This is a genomic window from Pseudomonas violetae (assembly GCF_023072615.1).
GTDB lineage: Bacteria > Pseudomonadota > Gammaproteobacteria > Pseudomonadales > Pseudomonadaceae > Aquipseudomonas > Aquipseudomonas violetae.
This window is the reverse complement of sequence record NZ_JAKNRW010000034.1, coordinates 21,921-42,745: the sequence shown is the minus strand read 5'-3', so window position 1 is coordinate 42,745 and position 20,825 is coordinate 21,921. Positions and strand designations below refer to the sequence as shown.

At 60.4% G+C, this 20,825-nt stretch carries 18 protein-coding genes and 1 tRNA gene; 14 read left to right on the top strand and 5 right to left on the bottom strand.

All coding sequences use genetic code 11. From position 1 onward, the window contains the following. Window positions 1-5 precede the first annotated feature (5 nt). Both orn and L9059_RS25355 read left to right on the top strand, forming a co-directional pair. Window positions 6-548 carry an oligoribonuclease gene (orn, locus tag L9059_RS25360; protein ID WP_045061845.1) on the top strand — a complete coding sequence of 181 codons (543 nt, stop codon included), beginning with the start codon at window positions 6-8 and terminating at the stop codon, window positions 546-548. 179 nt (window positions 549-727) lie between these two features. Further along, complete coding sequence (locus L9059_RS25355) at window positions 728-1,339, top strand: trimeric intracellular cation channel family protein (protein ID WP_045061844.1); 612 nt, start codon at window positions 728-730, stop codon at window positions 1,337-1,339. A gap of 143 nt (window positions 1,340-1,482) precedes the next feature. Here the strand turns inward: L9059_RS25355 and queG are convergent, their stop codons facing one another. Next, window positions 1,483-2,547 (bottom strand): tRNA epoxyqueuosine(34) reductase QueG, encoded by a 1,065-nt coding sequence (queG, locus tag L9059_RS25350; protein ID WP_247293597.1) that lies wholly within the window; start codon window positions 2,545-2,547, stop codon window positions 1,483-1,485. 63 nt (window positions 2,548-2,610) lie between these two features. Between queG and L9059_RS25345 the strand changes: the two genes are divergently transcribed. The 12 genes from L9059_RS25345 to L9059_RS25290 all read left to right on the top strand — a co-directional run bounded on the left by L9059_RS25345 (window position 2,611) and on the right by L9059_RS25290 (window position 17,607). Continuing rightward, window positions 2,611-4,110 (top strand): NAD(P)H-hydrate dehydratase, encoded by a 1,500-nt coding sequence (locus L9059_RS25345; protein WP_247293595.1) that lies wholly within the window; start codon window positions 2,611-2,613, stop codon window positions 4,108-4,110. After that, window positions 4,098-4,568 carry a tRNA (adenosine(37)-N6)-threonylcarbamoyltransferase complex ATPase subunit type 1 TsaE gene (tsaE, locus tag L9059_RS25340; RefSeq protein WP_247293593.1) on the top strand — a complete coding sequence of 157 codons (471 nt, stop codon included), beginning with the start codon at window positions 4,098-4,100 and terminating at the stop codon, window positions 4,566-4,568. Before L9059_RS25345 ends, tsaE begins: the two co-directional genes overlap by 13 nt. Further along, on the top strand, window positions 4,569-5,996 hold the full coding sequence (locus L9059_RS25335; protein WP_282615604.1) for an N-acetylmuramoyl-L-alanine amidase: 1,428 nt from the start codon (window positions 4,569-4,571) through the stop codon (window positions 5,994-5,996). Continuing rightward, complete coding sequence (gene mutL / locus L9059_RS25330; RefSeq protein ID WP_247293591.1) at window positions 5,993-7,900, top strand: DNA mismatch repair endonuclease MutL; 1,908 nt, start codon at window positions 5,993-5,995, stop codon at window positions 7,898-7,900. Before L9059_RS25335 ends, mutL begins: the two co-directional genes overlap by 4 nt. Then, a complete protein-coding gene (miaA, locus tag L9059_RS25325) occupies window positions 7,900-8,871 on the top strand; it encodes a tRNA (adenosine(37)-N6)-dimethylallyltransferase MiaA (RefSeq protein WP_247293589.1) in 972 nt (323 codons plus the stop codon). Before mutL ends, miaA begins: the two co-directional genes overlap by 1 nt. 94 nt (window positions 8,872-8,965) lie before the next feature. Continuing rightward, complete coding sequence (hfq, locus tag L9059_RS25320) at window positions 8,966-9,226, top strand: RNA chaperone Hfq (protein ID WP_007902656.1); 261 nt, start codon at window positions 8,966-8,968, stop codon at window positions 9,224-9,226. 12 nt (window positions 9,227-9,238) lie between these two features. Beyond that, the gene (hflX, locus tag L9059_RS25315; protein WP_247293587.1) at window positions 9,239-10,540 is read left to right on the top strand and encodes a ribosome rescue GTPase HflX; all 1,302 of its coding nucleotides are present in this window, start codon (window positions 9,239-9,241) and stop codon (window positions 10,538-10,540) included. A gap of 96 nt (window positions 10,541-10,636) precedes the next feature. Continuing rightward, window positions 10,637-11,809, top strand: coding sequence for an FtsH protease activity modulator HflK (gene hflK / locus L9059_RS25310; RefSeq protein ID WP_247293585.1), 1,173 nt, complete (start codon window positions 10,637-10,639; stop codon window positions 11,807-11,809). Next, on the top strand, window positions 11,809-12,678 hold the full coding sequence (gene hflC, locus L9059_RS25305) for a protease modulator HflC (protein WP_247293583.1): 870 nt from the start codon (window positions 11,809-11,811) through the stop codon (window positions 12,676-12,678). The genes hflK and hflC overlap by 1 nt, the downstream gene beginning before the upstream one ends. Before the next feature lie 313 nt (window positions 12,679-12,991). Then, window positions 12,992-14,179 carry an ATP phosphoribosyltransferase regulatory subunit gene (locus L9059_RS25300; protein ID WP_247293581.1) on the top strand — a complete coding sequence of 396 codons (1,188 nt, stop codon included), beginning with the start codon at window positions 12,992-12,994 and terminating at the stop codon, window positions 14,177-14,179. 54 nt (window positions 14,180-14,233) lie between these two features. Continuing rightward, window positions 14,234-15,523, top strand: a complete 1,290-nt coding sequence (locus L9059_RS25295; RefSeq protein ID WP_045061833.1) for an adenylosuccinate synthase — start codon at window positions 14,234-14,236, stop codon at window positions 15,521-15,523. A gap of 149 nt (window positions 15,524-15,672) precedes the next feature. Then, window positions 15,673-17,607, top strand: coding sequence for a methyl-accepting chemotaxis protein (locus L9059_RS25290; RefSeq protein ID WP_247293579.1), 1,935 nt, complete (start codon window positions 15,673-15,675; stop codon window positions 17,605-17,607). A 123-nt stretch (window positions 17,608-17,730) separates the two neighbouring features. Here L9059_RS25290 and L9059_RS25285 read toward each other — a convergent pair whose 3' ends face one another. The 4 genes from L9059_RS25285 to L9059_RS25270 all read right to left on the bottom strand — a co-directional run bounded on the left by L9059_RS25285 (window position 17,731) and on the right by L9059_RS25270 (window position 20,719). Beyond that, a complete protein-coding gene (locus tag L9059_RS25285; protein ID WP_247293577.1) occupies window positions 17,731-19,296 on the bottom strand; it encodes an ABC transporter permease in 1,566 nt (521 codons plus the stop codon). Beyond that, complete coding sequence (locus L9059_RS25280; RefSeq protein WP_247293576.1) at window positions 19,296-20,306, bottom strand: iron ABC transporter substrate-binding protein; 1,011 nt, start codon at window positions 20,304-20,306, stop codon at window positions 19,296-19,298. The genes L9059_RS25285 and L9059_RS25280 overlap by 1 nt, the downstream gene beginning before the upstream one ends. Beyond that, window positions 20,303-20,662: a hypothetical protein gene (locus L9059_RS25275; protein WP_247293574.1), complete on the bottom strand. Its 360-nt coding sequence runs from the start codon at window positions 20,660-20,662 to the stop codon at window positions 20,303-20,305. Before L9059_RS25275 ends, L9059_RS25280 begins: the two co-directional genes overlap by 4 nt. Further along, window positions 20,633-20,719 (bottom strand) — tRNA-Leu (locus L9059_RS25270). Before L9059_RS25270 ends, L9059_RS25275 begins: the two co-directional genes overlap by 30 nt. Window positions 20,720-20,825 lie beyond the last annotated feature (106 nt).

Here is a 20,825-nt window from a genome sequence, read left to right as displayed (position 1 = left end):
GACACATGCAAAACCCGCAGAATTTGATCTGGATCGACCTGGAAATGACTGGTCTGAACCCTGATACCGACGTCATCATCGAGATGGCGACCATTGTCACCGACAGTGATTTGAACACCTTGGCCGAAGGTCCGGTGATCGCCATCCACCACAGCGATGAGATTCTCGCCGGCATGGACGAGTGGAATACTCGTCAACATGGCGGCTCCGGCCTGACTCAACGGGTTCGCGACAGCCGTATCAGCATGGCTGAGGCCGAGGCCGAGACCATCGCATTTCTGGAGAAATGGGTGCCCAAAGGCAAGTCGCCGATCTGTGGGAACAGCATCTGTCAGGACCGTCGCTTCCTCTATACGCACATGAAATCCCTGGAAAGCTATTTCCACTACCGCAACCTCGACGTGTCGACGCTCAAGGAACTGGCCGCGCGCTGGGCGCCCGAGGTGCGTGACAGCTTCCAGAAGGGCAGCACCCATCTGGCCCTGGATGACATCCGCGAATCCATCGCCGAGCTGCAGCATTATCGCAAGCACTTCATCAAGTTCTGATTGCGGACTACGTCCCCTGTGTAGGAGCTGCCGCAGGCTGCGATCTTTTGACTTTGTTTTTTTAAGATCAAGAGATCGCAGCCTGTGGCAGCTCCTATAGGGGATTGCGCCGCACTTGCCCTCTTTTGGTGCCTCGGCGAAGTGAGTAGACTGCGCGCCTTTCTGCAAGGACCGCCGCCATGTTGCTGATGCTCTACCTGATTGCCATCACCGCCGAAGCCATGACTGGCGCCCTGTCTGCCGGGCGTCGTGGCATGGATTGGTTTGGCGTGGTGCTGATCGCCTGCGTCACGGCCCTGGGTGGCGGATCGGTGCGCGATGTGCTGCTGGGGCATTACCCGCTGACCTGGGTCAAACACCCGGAATACCTGGTGCTGACCTCGTTCGCAGCCATGTTCACCATCTTCGCGGCTCGCTGGATGCGGCACTTGCGCTCATTGTTTCTGGTACTGGACGCGGTGGGGCTGGTGGCGTTCACCCTGATCGGCTGCATGACCGCCCTGGAAATGGGCCATGGCATGCTGGTGGCTTCGGTCAGTGGAGTGATCACCGGCGTATTCGGTGGCATCCTGCGGGACATCTTCTGCAACGATATACCGCTGATCTTCCGCCGCGAGCTGTACGCCAGCGTCTCGTTCGCTGCGGCCTGGTGCTACATGCTGTGCATTTATCTGCAAATGCCCGGCGAGCAGGCCATCCTGGTGACATTGTTTGGCGGGTTCCTGCTGCGCTTGCTGGCGATTCGATTCCACTGGGAAATGCCGAAGTTCGTCTATAACGACGAAGCCTGATGCGGCCCCTGTCTGCGGGGCACCGGTTATCGTTAACTGAAACGCCCCTGTAGGAGCGAGCTCGCTCGCGAAAAACCTGAGGGCGCCGCTGGGTGTCAGATTCCCAGCGTTATCGTTGACGACCATCGCGAGCGAGCTCGTTCCTACAGTAGGCCGTGTTGCTTGAGGGCCCATTCGACATGTTCGCGCACCAGCTCCGACGGATACTCGCGCCGAGCCTTCAACGCCTCCAGTACCGGAATACTCGACGGTGCATTCCCCAGCCCCACCGCCAGATTGCGCAGCCAACGCTCATAACCCGCCCGGCGTAGCGGCGAGCCTTCAGTGCTGCCGAGAAATTTTTCTTCATCCCACATGAACAGCTCGGCCAGTTCAGCGTTGTCCAGATTGTGCCGCGGCTTGAAATCGCTTTCGCCCGATGGACGGGCAAAACGGTTCCATGGACAGACCATCTGGCAGTCGTCGCAGCCGAACACCCGATTGCCGATCAGCGGCCGGAGTTCTTCGGGAATCGCGCTTTTGAGTTCGATGGTCAGGTAGGAAATGCAGCGGCGGGCATCCAGCACATAGGGACCCACGAAGGCATTGGTAGGGCAGATGTCCAGGCAAGCAGTGCAGCGGCCGCAATGCTCGGTGGCGTGGGGCGGGTCTTCCGGCAGCGGCAGGTCGACGAACAGCTCGCTGAGAAAGAAGTAGCTGCCGGCTTTGCGGTTCAACACCAGGGTGTTCTTGCCAATCCAGCCCAGGCCGGCCTTTTCGGCGATCGCTTTCTCCAGCACCGGAGCGCTGTCGACGAAAGCGCGATAGCCGAAGGGGCCAATGACCGCCTGAATTTTTTCTGCCAGTTGTTGCACACGTTTACGGATCAATTTGTGGTAATCGCGGCCCAGCGCATAACGCGAGACGTAAGCTTTTTCAGGTTGCGCCAGGCGCTTGGCCATTTCGGTGTCTCCCGGCAAGTAGTCCATGCGCAGGGAAACCACTCGAAGGGTGCCGGGTACCAGTTGTTCCGGGTGTGAGCGTTTGCTGCCGTGGGCGCCCATGTATTCCATTTCGCCGTGGTAGCCCGCTGCCAGCCAGCGCTCCAGGTGCTGCCCATGCTCGGCCAGGTCGAGGCCGCTGATGCCGACTTGCTGAAAGCCCAGCTCGCGGCCCCAGTCCTTGATGGATTGGGCCAGGGCGGGGAGGTCTGTAGTAATAGCAGGCATGAGGCGAGAGAAACCGGAGCTGAGGTGCGTATAATTCTGCCAGACATCGGAGCCCGAAGACGCATGCCGCACACTAAAGATAATTTACCCGACGCGCTGTACAGCGCCGCGCAAGTCCGAGGGCTTGATGCGGACCTGATTGCAGCAGGCACGCCAGGCTTCGAATTGATGCAGCGCGCGGCGCGGGCGACCTGGCGCGCGCTGGTGCGCCAATGGCCGGCAGCGAACGAACTGAGCGTGCTGGCCGGGCAGGGTAACAATGCCGGTGACGGCTATCTGGTCGCCGCGCTGGCCCGTCGCGCAGGGTGGTCGGTGCGGATATTGGCCGTTGCTGATCCCCAGCGCCTGCAGGGTGATGCGGCGCGGGCTTATGCAGAAGCCGCTGCCGAAAAGATAGTCATCGAAGCCTGGGGGGCGCATTCGTGCTTGCGCGGCATTGTTCTGGACGCCTTGCTGGGCACCGGGCTGAGGGGCGAAGTGCGTGAGCCCTATGCCAGTGCTATCGCCGCCATTAATGCCAGCGACCTGCCAGTGGCCGCGGTGGATATTCCTTCAGGCCTGTGTGCCGATACCGGTCGCGTCCTCGGCAGTGCCGTGCGTGCTGACCTGACGGTCACATTCATTGGCTTGAAACTGGGGTTGTTCACCGGCGACGCGGCGGATCAAGTGGGCGCGTTGATATTCAACGATCTGCAGGCGGACCCGCAGTTGCTGGAGCGGGCGACGGTCACTGCTCGCTGCCTGGGCGCTGGGAATTTGCCCCGCCTGGCACCCAGGGCGCCTGCGTCACATAAAGGTAAATTTGGCCACGTGTTGCTTATCGGCGGTGATCGGGGCTTCGGCGGCGCTATTCTCCTGAGTGCGCAAAGCGCGCTGCGCAGTGGCGCGGGCATGGTCTCCGTGGCGACCCGTACCGAACATGTGCCCGCCGCCCTGGCCAGAATTCCCGAAGCCATGGTACTGGGGACTTCCTCGGCGAATCAGTTGATGGGGCTGCTGGAAAAGGTTTCGGTGCTGGTCGTCGGTCCCGGCTTGGGACGGGAAGCCTGGGGGCGGAGCCTGTTATCGGCCGCCGCCAATGCAGCGCTGCCGCAAGTCTGGGACGCCGATGCGCTGAACCTGCTGGCCGAAGCGCATGTCAGTTTGCCTAAGGGCTGCATTATTACTCCGCATCCGGGGGAGGCCGCGCGTTTGCTGGGCATGTCCACGGACGAGGTTCAGGCGGACCGCCCTGCTGCAGCCCATGCGTTGAGCAAAAAATATACAGCGGTCGTCGTTCTTAAAGGCGCTGGCAGCTTGATCGCCAGCCCCGACGGGCGTCTGGCGTTGTGTCATCAGGGCCATCCGGCGATGGCCACCGCCGGCTTGGGCGATGTGCTGGCAGGATTGGTCGGTGCGTTGCTGGCCCAAGGCATGGGCGCGTATGACGCAGCCTGCCTGGGGGTGTGGCTGCATGCCAATGCTGGCGCGCAGGAAGGTAAATCGGGCCGTGGGCTGGCGGCCAGTGATCTGATCCCGGCCATTCGTCAGTTGTTGGAGGAGCAAGCACCGTGTCTGAAGTAACCCTGTACCTGGCTGATGAAGAGGCAATGACCGCATTTGGCGAGCGCATTGCACGAACCACTGGAGGACATGGTCTGATTTTTCTCGAAGGCGATCTGGGGGCGGGCAAGACCACGCTGTCACGGGGCATCATTCGGGGACTGGGGCATGTCGGCGCGGTAAAAAGTCCGACATTCACTTTGGTAGAGCCTTACGAGATTGGCGAGGTCCGGGCTTTCCATTTTGACCTCTACAGGCTGGTCGATCCGGAAGAGTTGGAGTACCTCGGCATTCGGGACTATTTCGAAGATGACGCTTTGTGTCTTATTGAATGGCCCGAAAAGGGTGCAGGCTTTTTGCCAAAGCCCGACCTGACCATTACCATTAGCCCGCAACCCAGCGGGCGTTCGCTGAAAATTTTGTCCCGGGGCTCGCGTGGCGAGTCCTGGTGTGCCGCTTTGGCATTGGAATCCAATTAAATGATGGGGTCAGGTATGCGCTTTCGCGCGATGGTAGCTGCCGTAGGATTGTTGCTTTTGGCGGTAACCGTCAACGCTGTGGCCGATTCGAAGGTCAACAGCGTTCGCTTGTGGCGAGCGCCGGATAACACACGGCTGGTTTTTGACCTGTCAGGGCCTGTGCAGCACAGTGTCTTCACGCTGACAGCGCCGGATCGACTGGTCATTGATATCAATGGCGCATCGCTTGGTGCGCCGTTGAATGTCAACTCGGCGAACACGCCAATCACCGCCATGCGTTCGGCCCAGCGTACGCCGACCGACCTGCGGGTGGTCATCGACCTGAAGAAAGCCGTCACCCCGAAGAGCTTTACCTTGGCGCCGAACGCCCAATATGGCAATCGCCTGGTGGTCGACCTGTACGATGACGCCGCCGATGCCGCGCCTATTCCCGTGCCGACCAACGTCGCCAAGGTGGCCCCGGTGCCGGTCACGCCAATCGATCCGCCGGTCAAGTTGCCGCCGGCCCCAGCTGGCAAACGCGACATCATCGTGGTCATCGATGCCGGTCACGGTGGCGAAGACCCTGGCGCCTCGGGCTCCCGTGGCCAACGTGAAAAAGACGTCGTGTTGGCCATTGCCCGGGAGTTGCAGCGTCAGGTCAATGGCATGAAGGGCTTCCGCGCCGAACTGACCCGCACCGGCGACTATTTCATCCCGCTGCGCGGCCGAACCGAAATTGCCCGCAAGAAGGGTGCCGACCTGTTTGTCTCGATTCATGCCGACGCGGCCCCATCGGCGGCTGCATTCGGCGCTTCTGTATTTGCCCTGTCTGATCGTGGCGCTACTTCCGAGACGGCCCGTTGGCTGGCCGATAGTGAAAACCGTTCCGACCTGATCGGGGGAGCCGGCAACGTCAGCCTCGACGACAAGGACCGCATGCTCGCCGGTGTACTGCTCGATCTGTCGATGACCGCGTCCCTGACCTCCAGCCTGAACGTGGGCCAGAAAGTCCTGAGCAACATTGGTCGCGTCACTCCGCTGCACAAGCAACGGGTGGAGCAGGCCGGGTTCATGGTGCTCAAATCCCCTGATATCCCTTCGATCCTGGTGGAAACCGGGTTCATCTCCAATGCCAAGGAAGCCTCGAAACTCGCTGCGGCCAGCCATCAGCAGGCGTTGGCCCGCTCCATCAGCAGCGGCGTGCGCCAGTTCTTCCAGCAGAATCCACCGCCGGGCTCCTACATCGCCTGGCTGCGTGATTCCGGCGGGATCGTCCAGGGGCCACGTGATCACCGGGTCAACCCAGGCGAGACTCTGGCGATGATTGCCGTGCGTTACCAGGTGTCCCCGGCCACCTTGCGCAGCACGAACAATTTGAAAAGTGACGATCTCAAGGCCGGGCAACACCTGACGATTCCTGGCACCGAACTGGCGGCCAAGGAATGAGTCAGGTGGTCGGCAACGATGCTCGTATCGAGCTGCTCAGCCCGCGTCTGGCGAACCAGATTGCCGCTGGCGAGGTAGTTGAGCGCCCAGCTTCGGTGATCAAGGAATTGCTGGAGAACAGCCTGGACTCCGGGGCCAGGCGCATTGACGTTGATGTCGAGTTGGGCGGTATCAAGCTGCTGCGGGTGCGTGATGATGGCCGCGGGATATCGGCGGATGACTTGCCGCTCGCCCTGGCCCGCCACGCCACCAGCAAGATTCGTAATCTGGAAGACCTCGAGCAGGTCATGAGCCTCGGGTTCCGTGGCGAGGCCCTGGCGTCGATCAGTTCCGTGGCGCGCCTGACCCTGACCTCACGCACCCGCGAGGCCGAGCAGGCCTGGCAGGTCGAGACCGAAGGTCGGGACATGGCGCCCCGGGTGCAGCCTGCGGCGCATCCGGTGGGGACCTCGGTAGAAGTTCGCGACCTATTTTTCAACACCCCGGCGCGACGCAAGTTTCTCAAGACCGAAAAAACCGAATTCGATCATCTGCAGGAAGTGATCAAGCGCCTGGCGCTGGCGCGCTTCGACGTGGCATTCCACCTGCGCCACAACGGCAAGACCATCCTCAGCCTGCACGAGGCGCATGATGACGCCGCTCGCGCGCGGCGCGTGGCGGCCATTTGTGGCGCAGGCTTCCTCGAGCAGGCCCTGCCGATCGAAATCGAGCGCAACGGCTTGCATCTGTGGGGTTGGGTGGGTTTGCCGACCTTCAATCGCAGCCAGGCCGACCTGCAGTATTTCTTCGTGAACGGCCGTGCAGTGCGCGACAAACTGGTCGCTCACGCCGTGCGTCAGGCTTATCGCGACGTACTATTCAATGGCCGGCACCCGACCTTCGTGCTGTTTTTCGAGGTCGACCCTGCCGGCGTTGACGTCAACGTGCACCCGACAAAGCACGAAGTGCGTTTTCGCGACGGGCGCATGGTTCACGACTTCCTCTATGGCACGCTGCACCGCGCCCTGGGCGACGTGCGCCCGGATGACCATCTGGCAGCGCCGGTGGCAACCGCCATCGTTCGACCGAGCGGTATCGACGCCGGTGAATTCGGTCCGCAAGGCGAAATGCGCCTGGCAGCCAATGCGCTGCTGGAGCAGCCTCAGGCGCAACCGACGTTCAATACCGCAGGCTCCGGCGCTGGAGCCGGTTATCAATACCAATACACGCCGCGCCCTCAGTCCGGCGTGCCTGCGGCTGAAGCCCAGGCAGCGTATCGTGAATTTTTTGCGCCGCTGCCAGAAGCCAATGCCGTTGCGCTTCCGGCCGGGCAGGACGACATCCCGCCGCTGGGTTATGCGTTGGCGCAGCTTAAAGGCATCTACATTCTGTCCGAAAACGCCCAGGGCCTGGTGCTGGTGGACATGCACGCCGCGCACGAGCGGATCATGTACGAACGCCTGAAAGTCGCCATGGCCAGCGAAGGCCTGAGTGGGCAGCCGCTGCTGGTTCCAGAATCTTTGGCGGTAAGTGAGCGCGAAGGCGACTGTGCTGAAGAAAACATCGCCTGGTTCCAGCGCCTGGGCTTTGAATTGCAGCGCCTTGGCCCGGAAACCCTGGCTATCCGGCAAATACCGGCCTTGCTTAAGCAGGCCGAGGCCAATCGGTTGGTCAGCGATGTCTTGGCGGACCTGATGGAGTACGGCACCAGTGACCGCATCCAGGCTCATTTGAATGAATTGCTCGGGACCATGGCCTGCCACGGCGCCATCCGTGCCAATCGGCGCCTGGCGCTGCCGGAAATGAACGGTCTGCTGCGTGACATGGAAAACACCGAGCGCAGCGGTCAATGCAACCATGGCCGACCGACCTGGACCCAGTTGGGCCTGGACGATCTGGACAAACTGTTCTTGCGCGGTCGTTGATGAGCCAGCTCCCTCCTGCGATTTTCCTCATGGGGCCGACCGCCGCCGGCAAGACCGACCTGGCCATCGAACTCAGCAAAGTCCTGCCGTGCGAACTGATCAGCGTTGATTCGGCGTTGGTCTACCGCGGCATGGACATCGGCACTGCGAAGCCTTCCAGGGAATTACTGGCAGAATACCCGCATCGTCTGATCGATATTCTTGATCCGGCCCAGAGCTATTCAGCTGCAGATTTCCGCCGTGACGCTCTGGAGGCCATGGCTGAGATCACCGCTCGCGGAAAAATCCCGCTGCTGGTGGGCGGCACGATGCTCTATTACAAGGCTTTGGTGGAAGGCCTGGCCGATATGCCAGCGGCTGATGCCGACGTTCGCGCACAGATCGAGGAAGAGGCTGCGCGACTGGGTTGGCAAGCCCTGCACGACCAGTTGGCGATCATCGACCCGGAGTCTGCAGCGCGTATTCATCCGAACGACCCCCAGCGCCTTAGTCGAGCATTGGAAGTTTACCGGGTGAGCGGTCACAGCATGACTGCACTACGCTTGCAACAATCTGCGCAAAGTACTGAAGCAGCCGCTTCGGGCCAGCAACAATTACCCTATACTGTCGCGAACTTGGCCATTGCTCCGGCGAATCGCCAAGTACTGCATGAGCGAATTAAACAAAGATTCACATTAATGTTGGAACAGGGATTCATTGACGAGGTCGTAGCCCTGCGTAAGAGAAGTGACCTGCATGCCGGGTTGCCGTCTATACGTGCAGTTGGCTACCGACAAGTCTGGGACTACCTGGATGGCAAGCTGACGCAAGCCGAGATGCAGGAGCGTGGCGTCATCGCCACGCGCCAGTTGGCGAAGCGCCAGTTCACCTGGTTGCGCAGTTGGGCTGATTTACACTGGCTGGACAGCCTGGATTGCGACAATCTGCCGCGCGCCTTGAAATACCTGGGGACCATCTCCATATTGAGCTGAGTCCTTGCAATTGCCGTCTATCCTTGGGGGTGTGACGGCCACAAGCCATCTGTTTACCTATTTTTTATTTTGAATCCTTAAAGGAGTGCGGCACATGTCAAAAGGGCATTCGCTACAAGACCCTTACCTTAATACTTTACGTAAAGAGAAAGTGGGGGTTTCCATCTACCTGGTCAACGGGATCAAACTGCAAGGCACGATCGAGTCTTTCGACCAGTTCGTCATCCTGCTGAAGAACACCGTGAGCCAGATGGTTTACAAACACGCTATCTCGACAGTGGTGCCGGTTCGTCCAATTCGTCTGCCTAGTGCAACCGAATCCGAAGCGGGTGACGCTGAGCCAGGTAACGCCTGATAGGAGTCTCCTTTGTTCTTTGAGCGCCACGGTGGTGGTGAGCGAGTGATCCTCGTTCACTTGGATGGACAGGACCCTGAGGCGCGAGAAGATCCGCAGGAGTTTCAGGAATTGGCTAATTCGGCCGGCGCCGAGACCGTTGCGTTTTTTAACGTGCCGCGTCATCGGCCAACCGCCAAATTTCTGATTGGCAGCGGCAAGGTCGAGGAACTCCGCGACCTGGTCCATGCCGAAAAGGCAGACCTGGTGATCTTCAATCACATCCTCACGCCGAGTCAGGAGCGTAACCTCGAACGTGTTTTCGAGTGCCGCGTGATCGATCGCACCGGTCTGATTCTCGATATCTTCGCCCAGCGCGCTCGTACCCATGAAGGCAAGCTCCAGGTAGAACTGGCCCAGCTTGACCACATGAGCACCCGGCTGGTTCGTGGCTGGACCCACCTTGAGCGTCAAGGTGGCGGTATTGGCATGCGTGGCCCAGGTGAAACCCAGCTGGAAACCGACCGCCGTTTGCTGCGAGTTCGCTTGCGGCAGATCAAAGGCCGGTTGGAAAAAGTGCGCAGCCAGCGCGAACAGTCGCGACGTGGCCGTACGCGTGCGGATATCCCTACCGTGTCCCTGGTGGGGTACACCAACGCCGGCAAATCCACGCTCTTCAATAACGTGACGAAATCCGATGTGTACGCGGCTGACCAGTTGTTCGCCACCCTGGATCCGACCTTGCGCCGTCTGGAATTAGACGACCTGGGGCCGATTGTCCTGGCCGACACTGTGGGTTTCATTCGCCACTTGCCGCACAAGCTGGTCGAGGCATTTCGGTCTACCCTCGAAGAGTCGAGCAACTCCGACCTGCTGTTGCACGTGATCGATGCGGCCGAACCGGATCGCATGTTGCAGATCGAACAGGTTATGGTGGTGCTGGGCGAGATTGGTGCCCAGGACTTGCCGATCCTCGAGGTCTATAACAAACTCGATCTGCTTGAGGGCGTTGAGCCACAAATCCAGCGTGACGAAAACGGCAAGCCTCAACGGGTCTGGCTGTCGGCGCGTGATGGCAGTGGCCTGGAATTGCTTGAGCAAGCCATCGCCGAGTTGCTGGGCAGTGAGTTGTTTGTGGGTACCTTGCGCTTACCGCAACGATTCGCTCGACTGCGAGCGCAGTTTTTCGAGCTCGGTGCGGTGCAGAAAGAAGAATATGACGAAGAAGGGGTCAGCTTGCTGGCCGTTCGATTGCCGCTCTCGGAGCTTAATCGGCTGGTCAGCCGTGAAGGCGTTGTACCGACAGAGTTTATCGAGCAACACACTTTGCAATAAAAGCCTTAGAAAGCGGTTGTGCCGCAGTCGCAGGCATTCTGTAGCATTGGTCGGCGCGCCGTGGGTGCGTCTTTGCTTTATCAGATGGAGAGCGCTATGGCTTGGAATGAGCCGGGTGGCAACTCGAATAATCAGGATCCTTGGGGTGGCAAGCGCCGCAATAACGGCGACCGCAAGGGACCACCGGATCTCGACGAGGCCTTCCGAAAGCTGCAGGAAAGCCTGAACGGGTTGTTCGGTGGTGGTAAGAAACGTGGTGATGATGGCGGCGGTTCGGGCAAGAGTGGCGGCTTCGGCGGCATTCTTGGCATCGTGCTCGTCGTGCTGGCGGCTGTGTGGCTGTACAGCGCGGTCTATGTCGTCGACGAGCAGGAGCAAGCCGTGGTGCTGCGCTTCGGCAAGTACTATGAAACAGTTGGTCCGGGCCTGAACATCTACTTCCCGCCGATCGATCGCAAGTACCTGGAAAACGTCACGCGTGAGCGAGCCTACACCAAGCAGGGTCAAATGCTGACTGAAGACGAGAACATCGTCGAAGTGCCACTGACCGTGCAGTACAGGATCAGCAACCTGCAGGACTTTGTGCTGAGCGTCGATCAGCCGGAAATCAGCCTGCAGCACGCGACTGAAAGCGCCTTGCGCCATGTAGTGGGCTCCACCGCCATGGACCAGGTACTAACCGAAGGTCGTGAGTTGATGGCCAGCGAAATCAAGGAGCGCCTGCAACGCTTCATGGATACCTATCGCACCGGTATTACCATCACCCAGGTCAACGTGCAGAGCGCAGCGGCACCGCGTGAAGTACAGGAAGCCTTCGATGATGTGATCCGTGCCCGTGAAGACGAGCAGCGTTCGCGCAACCAGGCTGAAACATATGCCAACGGCGTCGTGCCGGAAGCCCGTGGTCAGGCCCAGCGCATCCTTGAAGATGCCAATGGCTACCGTGACGAAACCGTCTCGCGCGCCAAGGGTGAGGCCGATCGCTTTACCAAACTGGTCAGCGAGTATCGCAAGGCACCTGAAGTTACCCGCGAGCGTCTGTACCTGGACACCATGCAGGAAGTCTTCAGCAATACCAGCAAGGTCCTCGTGACCGGTAACAAGAATGGCCAGAGCAATCTGCTGTACTTGCCGCTGGACAAGATGATTGACAGTGGTCGTAGCGCCAACGCTCCGATGACTGGCGCAGCAGCCACGAGTAATGAAGCGAATGCGCGTGCAGCAGCTGATCTGCAGCAACAGCAGACACGTACCAGGGAGAGTCGCTGATGAGCAATAAATCGCTGATCGCCCTTATTGTCGTGGTCGTCGTGGGGATCGCTGCCTGGAACTGCTTCTACATCGTGGCTCAGACCGAGCGTGCGGTGATGCTGCAGTTCGGTCGCGTGGTCCAGGCTGACGTTCAGCCGGGCCTGCATGTGAAGGTGCCTTACGTTAACCAGGTGCGCAAATTCGACGCCCGCCTGCTGACACTTGATGCACCCACGCAACGCTTCCTGACGCTGGAAAAGAAAGCCGTCATGGTCGATGCCTACGCCAAGTGGCGCGTGAAAGATGCTGAGCGCTTCTACACGGCAACATCCGGCCTCAAGCAGATCGCTAACGAACGTCTTTCCCGTCGTCTGGAATCTGGTCTGCGTGACCAGTTCGGTAAGCGCACGTTGCACGAGGTTGTCTCGGGCGAGCGTGATGCGTTGATGTCTGACATCACCGCTTCGCTGAACAAGATGGCCGAGAAAGAGTTGGGCATCGAAGTCGTCGATGTTCGGGTCAAGGCCATCGACCTGCCGAAGGAAGTCAACCGCAGCGTATTCGAGCGCATGAGTTCGGAGCGTGAGCGTGAAGCTCGCGAGCACCGCGCCAAGGGTAACGAGCTGGCCGAAGGCATCCGTGCCGACGCCGATCGTCAGCGTCGAGTGCTGCTGGCTGAAGCCTATCGTGAATCTGAAGAGGTTCGCGGTGACGGCGACGCCCAGGCGGCGGCGATCTACTCCAAGGCCTACGGTCAGGACCAGGAGTTCTACGGTTTCTATCGTAGTCTGCGAGCCTACCGTGAAAGCTTCGCGAGCAAATCCGACGTCATGGTCCTCGACCCAAGCAGCGACTTCTTCCGTTACCTGGAAAAAGCCAAACCTTGATACGGCGTGACCTGAATCATCCCCCGCCTGGCGGCTAAAGCCTCGGGCGGGGTGATCCTTTAGGAAAACGTGTGTATGATGCGGCAGCCGGGAAATTCCCGGCTTTTTTGCGTCTGCACGTTTGATTGTTTTTTATGCAGGCACCCGAGTTGAACGACTCGACAGATTTTTCGAGGGAAATGGCAGGCGAAGCCGATTGCAGGCTTTTCGCCCTGCTGCTCATGCGCGCTGGTTTGCGTAGGGGCCTGTCATTTTCTGCTTCACTCAAGGCTCGCCCAACGGCTGGCCGGCCGGATCATAGGGGAATGGCGTAATGGCAACGGTAGACCGCTGGCTGCTGCCAGATGGCATCGAAGAAGTACTGCCACCGGAGGCAGCGCGCATTGAAGTAGCGCGCCGCCAGGTGTTGGATCTGTTCCAGAGCTGGGGTTACGAGTTTGTCGTGACTCCCCATATCGAGTACCTGGAGTCCCTGCTGACCGGCGCGGGCCAGGACCTCGACTTGCGTACTTTCAAGGTCATCGACCCGCAGTCGGGCCGCCAGATGGGCTTCCGTGCCGACATCACGCCGCAGGTGGCGCGCATTGACGCGCACACCCTGCGGCGCGCAGGCCCGAGCCGCCTTTGCTATGCCGGCAGCGTCCTGCATGCACAGCCGCGCGCCTTGTCGTCCTCGCGCAGCCCGATTCAACTGGGCGCCGAGCTGTACGGCGACGGCAGCCCGAGCAGCGACGTGGAAGTCATCAGCCTGATGCTGGCCATGCTGCAACTGGCCGATGTGCCGGACGTGCACATGGATCTCGGGCATGTCGGCATCTACCGTGGCCTGGCGCGCGCCGCCGGTTTGTCCGGTGAAGTCGAGCAGCAGTTGTTCGATGCGCTGCAACGCAAGGCCATCGACGAGGTCATTACCTTGACCGAGGGCTTGCCTGCCGATTTGTCGGGCATGCTGCGGGCGTTGGTCGACCTGTGCGGCGGTCGTGAAGTGCTGGAAGCTGCCCGTGAGCGCTTGGCCAATGCGCCGGCGCCAGTACTGGCGGCGCTGGACGACTTGCTGGCAATTGCCGAGCGGCTGTCCGTTCGCTTCCCGCAATTACCGCTGTATTTCGACCTGGGCGAATTGCGCGGTTACCACTACCACACCGGTGTGGTGTTCGCGGTGTTCGTTCCGGGCGTTGGCCAGTCCATCGCCCAAGGCGGTCGTTACGACGACATCGGCGCCGACTTCGGTCGCGCCCGTCCGGCTACCGGCTTCTCCACCGATTTGAAAACCCTGGTGACCCTGGGGCGTGCTGAGATCGAGCTACCGTCTGGCGGTATCTGGATGCCTGACAGTACGGATGCGGCACTCTGGCAGCAGGTTTGCCAGTTGCGCAGCGAGGGTCAGCGTGTCGTTCAGGCGCTGCCTGGGCAACCTTTGGCCGCCGCCCGTGAAGCGGACTGCGACCGGCAATTGATTCAGCAGAACGGGCTGTGGCAAGTATCGCCACTGGCTTCTTGAGTTTTCCTGTCGGCCCGTGGCCGGCACCAAGTTTGCGCGAAGAGGACAAGTGTTATGGGTAAGAATGTCGTAGTCCTGGGCACCCAATGGGGTGATGAGGGCAAAGGCAAGATCGTTGATCTGCTGACCGAACATGCTGCCGCCGTAGTGCGCTACCAAGGTGGCCACAACGCAGGCCACACCCTGGTGATCGACGGCGAGAAAACCGTCTTGCACCTGATCCCGTCGGGCGTGCTGCGCGAAGGCGTGCAGTGCCTGATCGGCAACGGCGTGGTGGTTGCACCGGACGCCCTGCTGCGTGAGATCACCAAGCTGGAAGAGAAGGGTGTACCAGTGCGTGAGCGCCTGCGTATCAGCCCGTCCTGCCCGCTGATCCTGTCCTTCCACGTTGCGCTGGACCAGGCCCGTGAAAAGGCCCGTGGCGAGCTGAAGATCGGTACTACCGGTCGCGGCATCGGCCCGGCGTACGAAGACAAGGTCGCACGTCGTGGCCTGCGTGTGGGCGACCTGCTCAACATGCCGCGCTTTGAAGACAAGCTGCGTGAACTGGTGGATTACCACAACTTCATGCTGGTGGGTTACTACAAAGAGCCCGCCATCGAATTCGACAAGACCCTGGCCGAGTGCAAGGAATACGCTGAGCTGCTCAAGCCGCTGATGCTGGATGTGACCGCCGAGCTGCACGACCTGCGTCGCGCTGGCAAAGACATCATGTTCGAAGGCGCCCAAGGCTCGCTGCTCGACATCGACCACGGTACCTACCCGTACGTGACCAGCTCCAACACCACCGCTGGTGGCGTTGCGACCGGTTCGGGTGTGGGTCCCATGTTCCTGGACTACATCCTGGGCATCACCAAGGCCTACACCACGCGTGTCGGTTCGGGTCCTTTCCCGACTGAGCTGTTCGACGAAGTCGGTGCGCACCTGGCCAAACAAGGCCACGAGTTCGGCGCGACTACCGGCCGTGCCCGTCGTTGTGGCTGGTTCGACGCCGTTATCCTGCGTCGTGCTATCGATGTGAACAGCATCTCGGGCATCTGCCTGACCAAGCTGGACGTGCTCGACGGCCTGCAAACCATCAATATCTGCGTCGGCTACCAGGATGCAGAAGGCAAGGACGTTGCTCCGACTGACGCTGACAGCTACGTGGGCCTGGTGCCTGTGTATGAAGAAGTGCCGGGCTGGACCGAATCGACCGTGGGTGCCAAGACCCTGGAAGAGCTGCCAGCTAACGCCCGTGCCTACATCAAGCGTGTTGAAGAGCTGATCGGCGCGCCGATCGACATTATTTCGACGGGCCCGGATCGCAACGAAACCATCGTTCTGCGTCACCCGTTCGCTTAATAAGCTGTTGATGTAAAAGACAAAGGCCCCTCGATTGGGGCCTTTTTCGTTTCTGCCTGCCGGGCGGCATGACCTTTGCTGTGATCTTCATTAAGTGCATCTTTTGTGGGGTGCCATCAATTTAATGGCGTCAAGCAGAGGGATTCCTAGTGTCGGCCGTTCTCTCATTGTTACAAAGCCGTTTGTTGCGGCCCGTGTTCGTTACCCTCGGTATCGCCCTATTGGTGCAAGTGCTGGTGGCCGTCGCCCTGACAAGGAGCACGGTGACTGCACTGGAAGCTGATTTGGCTGTGCGCCTGGGCGCCGACAGTCAGAAGTTGTCCGGCGAGCTTGAGCAAGCCGGGCGGGAAGTCACGTCGAGTCTCGACAGCCTTTCTACCAGCACGCGCCAGCGCCTCACGGCGGGCTTGTCCTCGAAACTGGAAGATGAGCAGGCGCAACTGCGCGCGACCCTGGAGAAGGGTCTCAAGGATTCCGCCAACGACATGGCTCAGCTGCTGGCCTCGGTGGCACCTCGTGCTGTGTGGGACAGCGACGTCCCCACGCTCTCCGAATTTGCCCGTCGGGCCCAGCGCAATCCCAATGTGTTGTTCGTGGTGTATGACGACGCCACCGGGCAGCACCTCACGCGTTATCTGAACCGCGAGAACCCGATCAACAAGGCGCTGCTGGCAAAAGGCCAAGGCGAGCGGGCGCTGGACAAGGTGCTGGACGCGGCGAAGAACGATCCTTCGGTCTACTACCTCGAAGCCTCCATCAGTCCGAACGGGGTGGAAATTGGCAAAGTGCTGATGGGCGTCTCGACCGCTTCGGTCGAAACTGACCTGGCGGCGCTCGACAGGCGTTTCTCGGCGTTGATTGCCAGCAGTGATCAACTGGTCGACGACAGCCTCAAGGGCGCCGCCGCTGACAGCGCGACAGCAATGCGTGCGCGCCTGCAGTCGGCACAATCGACTGCGTCGGACATGAAGGCCAACACCGCCGCCACGGTGCAGGAAGCGGCAGGTACTTTGCGCTGGCGCATCGGCATGGGCCTGGCTGTGGTCGGCTTTGGGGTGCTGCTGTTACTGGCGGTGGTGCTTGGTCGTCGCGTGGTCAATCGCCTGAAGTTGCTGATTGCCGCCATGGACGATCTCGCAGCGGGCGAGGGTGACCTGACCAAGCGCGTGCAAATCAACAGCAAGGACGAGATCGGCGACATGGCCTCGGCAGTCAACCGCTTCGTCGACAAGTTGCAACCCATCGTGCGCGAAGCTGGGGATGTGGCGCAGCGCACCGGGGTGGAAATCGGCGCAATGACCTTGCGCAATGCCGGGGCTGATGCCGCAGCAGGAATGCAGCGCGATGAAGTGGCCGAGAGCCTGCGGGCGCTTTCGCAAATGGCCGATGAGGCGCAGTCGGAAAGTCATGCGATGCAGGCGGCCTTGCAGCAGGTGGTGGACATTCGCTCGGCCACCGATGAGAACACCCGGACCTCGGCCAAAGTCGGCAGTCTGATAGAAGCGCTGGCCGGGCAGGTCGATACTGGGTCTAAGGTTATCGAGCGCCTGGCGCAGCAGAGCGAGCAGATTGAGGTGGTTTTGACGGTGATCCACGGAATCGCCGAGCAAACCAACCTGCTGGCGCTCAATGCGGCCATCGAGGCGGCCCGTGCCGGGGAAACCGGTCGCGGCTTTGCGGTGGTGGCAGATGAAGTGCGGGCGTTGGCCAGCAAGACCCAGAGCTCAACCGGTGACATTCAGGCGCATATCGTCGCCCTGCAGCAAGGCGCACGCGAGGCCGTGGCTGCCATTGGCCAGGCCGGGCGCCAGGCCAATGAAGGCTTGCTGGTATTGCGCGACAGTGCGCGGTTGCAGCAGTCGGTGCAGGCGTCGGTCGAGCAGGTGCATGCGGCCATTGGCCTGGCAACGCAGGCGGCGGCGCATCAGGCACAAGGCGCGCAGGCGGTGCGGGGGCGGGTTGAAACCATTCATGCCCAGGCCGAGAAGGCCGCCCAGGCGGTGGTGGAGACCACTGCTAGCGGTAAGGTGCTGGATGGGCTGGCGGCGCAGTTGAAGGCGAGCCTGGGGCAGTTCAGGGCTTAGATTTTGTATTGGCAAGTCTGACGCTATCGCGGGCAAGCCTGCTCCCACAGTGATTTCTGTTGAGCACAGATTGTGTGTTCACCGAAGATCATTGTGGGAGCGTGCTTGCCCGCGATGGCGGTCTTAGCGGCTCAGATACATCCGGGTAGTTAACAAATACACCGGCAACCCCGACACCAGAATCAACAATGCCGCATAAGGCGCCGCCGCCGCAAACTCCACATTCGCGGTATGCGCCCACACTTCGGTCGCCAGGGTATTAAGCCCGGTCGGGCTCAGCAGCAACGTCGCCGTCAGCTCCTTCATCGCATCCAGGAACACCAGCGCAAACGCCGCCCCCAGCGCCGGGAAAATGATCGGTAGCGTCACCCGGCAAAACGCGCTGAAGGACGACGCGCCCAAGGTGCGGGCCGCCTCTTCCAGCTGTGGCGCAGCCTTGTTCAGTGCCGTACGAATCGGCGCCTGGGCAAGTGGTAGAAACAGCAGTGCGTAAGCGATCAGCAGCAATGCCGAAGTCTGATATAGCACGGGCACATAGTGCAGGGCGAAATACACCAGCGTCAGTGCGATTACCAGGCCTGGCAACGCATGCAGCAGGTACGGCAACCGCTCGGCCCAGATCGCCAGTTGCCCTTTGTGGCGCACCACCAGCAATCCCACCGGCACTGCCAGCACCAGGCACAGCGCAGCGCCGCCCAGCGACAGCGCAAGTGACGACAGCAGTGCCTCGCTGATCGTCGCTACGGGGAACGCCGCCGACGAACCTACCGCCAGCCAGTACGCCAGCATTCCCAGTGGAATGCCGCTGCCGATGATTGCCAGTGTCAGGCAGTAGGCTTGTCCCGCGACAGCCCATGGCCCCAGGCGAACCTGTCCGGCTTGACGCGCCGCACCCTGGCCGGTGCGCACGTGTCGACCCTTGCCGCGTACTTTCAATTCCAGCCATAGCAGCATCAGACACAACGCCAACAGCACCGCCGAGAGCATCGCCGCGTTGGCGTTGCTGAATTCAAGCTCAAACTGCTGGTAGATCGCCGTCGTGAAGGTCTGCAGGCCGATGATCGACAGCGCCCCGAACTCCACCAGCATGTGTAGGGCAATCAACAAGGAGCCTGCAAGCAATGAAGGCCACAGCAGCGGCAGCGTGACCCGGAAAAAAACCCCCCAGCGATTCTGGCCAAGGGTCCGGGCGGACTCTTCCAGGGAGGGGTCCAGGTTGCGCAAGGTGGCTGCGACGGGCAGGAAGATCAGCGGGTATTTGGACAGGGTCATCACCAGGATCGCCCCGCCCAAGCCTTCGAAGCTTGCGCTCAACGACACCCAGGTGAAACTGCTGACAAACGCTGGCACCGCGAATGGCAGGCACAGGATAACCCCCCACAGGCGCCGTCCGGGCAAGTTGCTGCGTTCCAGCAGCCACGCCAGCGACAGGCCGATCACCCCGCAGGCGACCGTCACGCCGAGCATCAGCGCCAGGGTGTTGCGCAACAGGCCAAACACATACGGCCGCCACAGCAAATGCAACGCCTCGGCCCAGCCGGCCTGCCAGGTTTTGAGGCCGACGTACACTAACGGTAAAAGGCTGAGGACAACCAGCAGCAACACGGGCAGCAACAACCAGATAGATGGCCGCTTACGCCTTGGCACATAACCCCCGCGCGTGGCGGGGGCGGATAACGATGCGCTCATCAGTTCAAGCCAACGTCACGTTCCAGGTCCAGTGCTTCTTCGGCATTGCCGAGGTCGGCGGGGGTCACGTTAGGCGCTTCAAGTTCGCTGAACGGCTTGAGGCCGCGGTCCGATTGCATGCCTTTGTGCAGCGGGTACTCGGCGGTGGTCTGGGTGATCACGCGCTGGCCTTCTTCGCTGGCCATGTAGGCGAGCAATTGCTGGGCTTCCTTGGGGTGCTTGCTGGATTTGAGCACGGCAGCGCTGGACACGGTGATCAGCCCGCCGACGTCGCCGCCCTTGAAGTAATACAGTTTTGAGTCGAGCTGGCCTTTTTCGCGTTGTAACGCAAACCAGTAGTAGTTGTTCACCAGCACGGTTGCGACTTCGCCGTTTTCGACAGCTTTGAGGGCGACCATGTTGTTGCTGTAAGTCTTGCCGAACGCGCGCAGACCGGTCAGCCATTCTTCGGCTGCGTCCATGCCGTGCAACTTGATGATGGCGACCGCTTGTTCCTGGAACGCGCCGCTGGTGGGCACGAAGCCGACTTTGCCTTGCCATTTCGGGTCGGAAAACTCCATGACCGACTTCGGCAGGTCTTTTTCGTCGATCAGCTTGGGGTTGTAGGCGACTACGCGAACCCGGGCGGTGATGCCGATCCAGGTGCCGTCTGCGCCGACATAGTCCTTGGGCAGCAGGGCCAGCGTAGCCGCATCGGTCGGTGCTAGCACGCCTTGTTCGCCGAGTTTGTTCAGTGGAGGCGATTCTTCGGTGTAGATCACGTCGGCAGGGGAGCGCTCACCCTCTTCGACGACCTGGCTGGCGAGTTGGTTGCTGCTGCCTTTGCGCACGTTGACGTGAATGCCGGTCTTGGCTTCGAAGGCTTTGGCGACGGCGTCACCGACTTCCTTGTGTTGACCGTTATAGAGCGTCAGGGAGACCGGATCAGCAGCCTGGGTGAGGGGAGTGGCGATTGCCAGGCCGAGCAGGGTGATGGTCAGGCCGCGGCGCAGGGTATTTTGAAGCATCATTCGCAGGGTTCCTCACTGTCGCATTGCAAAAACTTGAAACAATGATAAACGATATTGTTTCTCATGTGCGCTTTGCGGGTGGGAATGCCTGTGCAGGAAAAGGGCGGGATGGAGCGATAGTCGAGATATAAGGAGCTGCCGAAGGCTGTGATCTTTTGATCTTCAGCGACTTCAGCTCCGTCAACAATCAAGATCAAAAGATCGCAGCCTCTGGCAGCTTCTAGAGGGGAAATTGATGCCGAATACAGATTTGTGGAAGCCAGAAACGCAAAAACCCGCTTTCGCGGGTTTTTGTGAAATCCAAGGCCGAAACCTTGAATTTGAATTGGTGCCCAGAAGAAGACTCGAACTTCCACGACCTTGCGGTCACCAGCACCTGAAGCTGGCGTGTCTACCAATTTCACCATCTGGGCATAATCTTCAGCGTTGCCGCTGTTGATGTGGCGCACTATACGGAGAGCTTTTTGATCTGTAAACCCCTGATTTAAATTTAATAAATCAAAGGCTTATAATGCAAAA

What these genes read in the sequence shown, in the direction of transcription:
- hflC (WP_247293583.1), top strand. Translation starts at nt 11,809, where the DNA reads ATGAGCAATAAATCGCTGATCGCCCTTATTGTCGTGGTCGTCGTGGGG.
- orn (WP_045061845.1), top strand. Translation starts at nt 6, where the DNA reads ATGCAAAACCCGCAGAATTTGATCTGGATCGACCTGGAAATGACTGGT.
- hfq (WP_007902656.1), top strand. Translation starts at nt 8,966, where the DNA reads ATGTCAAAAGGGCATTCGCTACAAGACCCTTACCTTAATACTTTACGT.
- hflK (WP_247293585.1), top strand. Translation starts at nt 10,637, where the DNA reads ATGGCTTGGAATGAGCCGGGTGGCAACTCGAATAATCAGGATCCTTGG.
- L9059_RS25335 (WP_282615604.1), top strand. Translation starts at nt 4,569, where the DNA reads ATGATGGGGTCAGGTATGCGCTTTCGCGCGATGGTAGCTGCCGTAGGA.
- L9059_RS25295 (WP_045061833.1), top strand. Translation starts at nt 14,234, where the DNA reads ATGGGTAAGAATGTCGTAGTCCTGGGCACCCAATGGGGTGATGAGGGC.
- queG (WP_247293597.1), bottom strand. Translation starts at nt 2,547, where the DNA reads ATGCCTGCTATTACTACAGACCTCCCCGCCCTGGCCCAATCCATCAAG.
- mutL (WP_247293591.1), top strand. Translation starts at nt 5,993, where the DNA reads ATGAGTCAGGTGGTCGGCAACGATGCTCGTATCGAGCTGCTCAGCCCG.
- miaA (WP_247293589.1), top strand. Translation starts at nt 7,900, where the DNA reads ATGAGCCAGCTCCCTCCTGCGATTTTCCTCATGGGGCCGACCGCCGCC.
- L9059_RS25280 (WP_247293576.1), bottom strand. Translation starts at nt 20,306, where the DNA reads ATGATGCTTCAAAATACCCTGCGCCGCGGCCTGACCATCACCCTGCTC.
- L9059_RS25355 (WP_045061844.1), top strand. Translation starts at nt 728, where the DNA reads ATGTTGCTGATGCTCTACCTGATTGCCATCACCGCCGAAGCCATGACT.
- L9059_RS25285 (WP_247293577.1), bottom strand. Translation starts at nt 19,296, where the DNA reads ATGAGCGCATCGTTATCCGCCCCCGCCACGCGCGGGGGTTATGTGCCA.
- L9059_RS25300 (WP_247293581.1), top strand. Translation starts at nt 12,992, where the DNA reads ATGGCAACGGTAGACCGCTGGCTGCTGCCAGATGGCATCGAAGAAGTA.
- L9059_RS25345 (WP_247293595.1), top strand. Translation starts at nt 2,611, where the DNA reads ATGCCGCACACTAAAGATAATTTACCCGACGCGCTGTACAGCGCCGCG.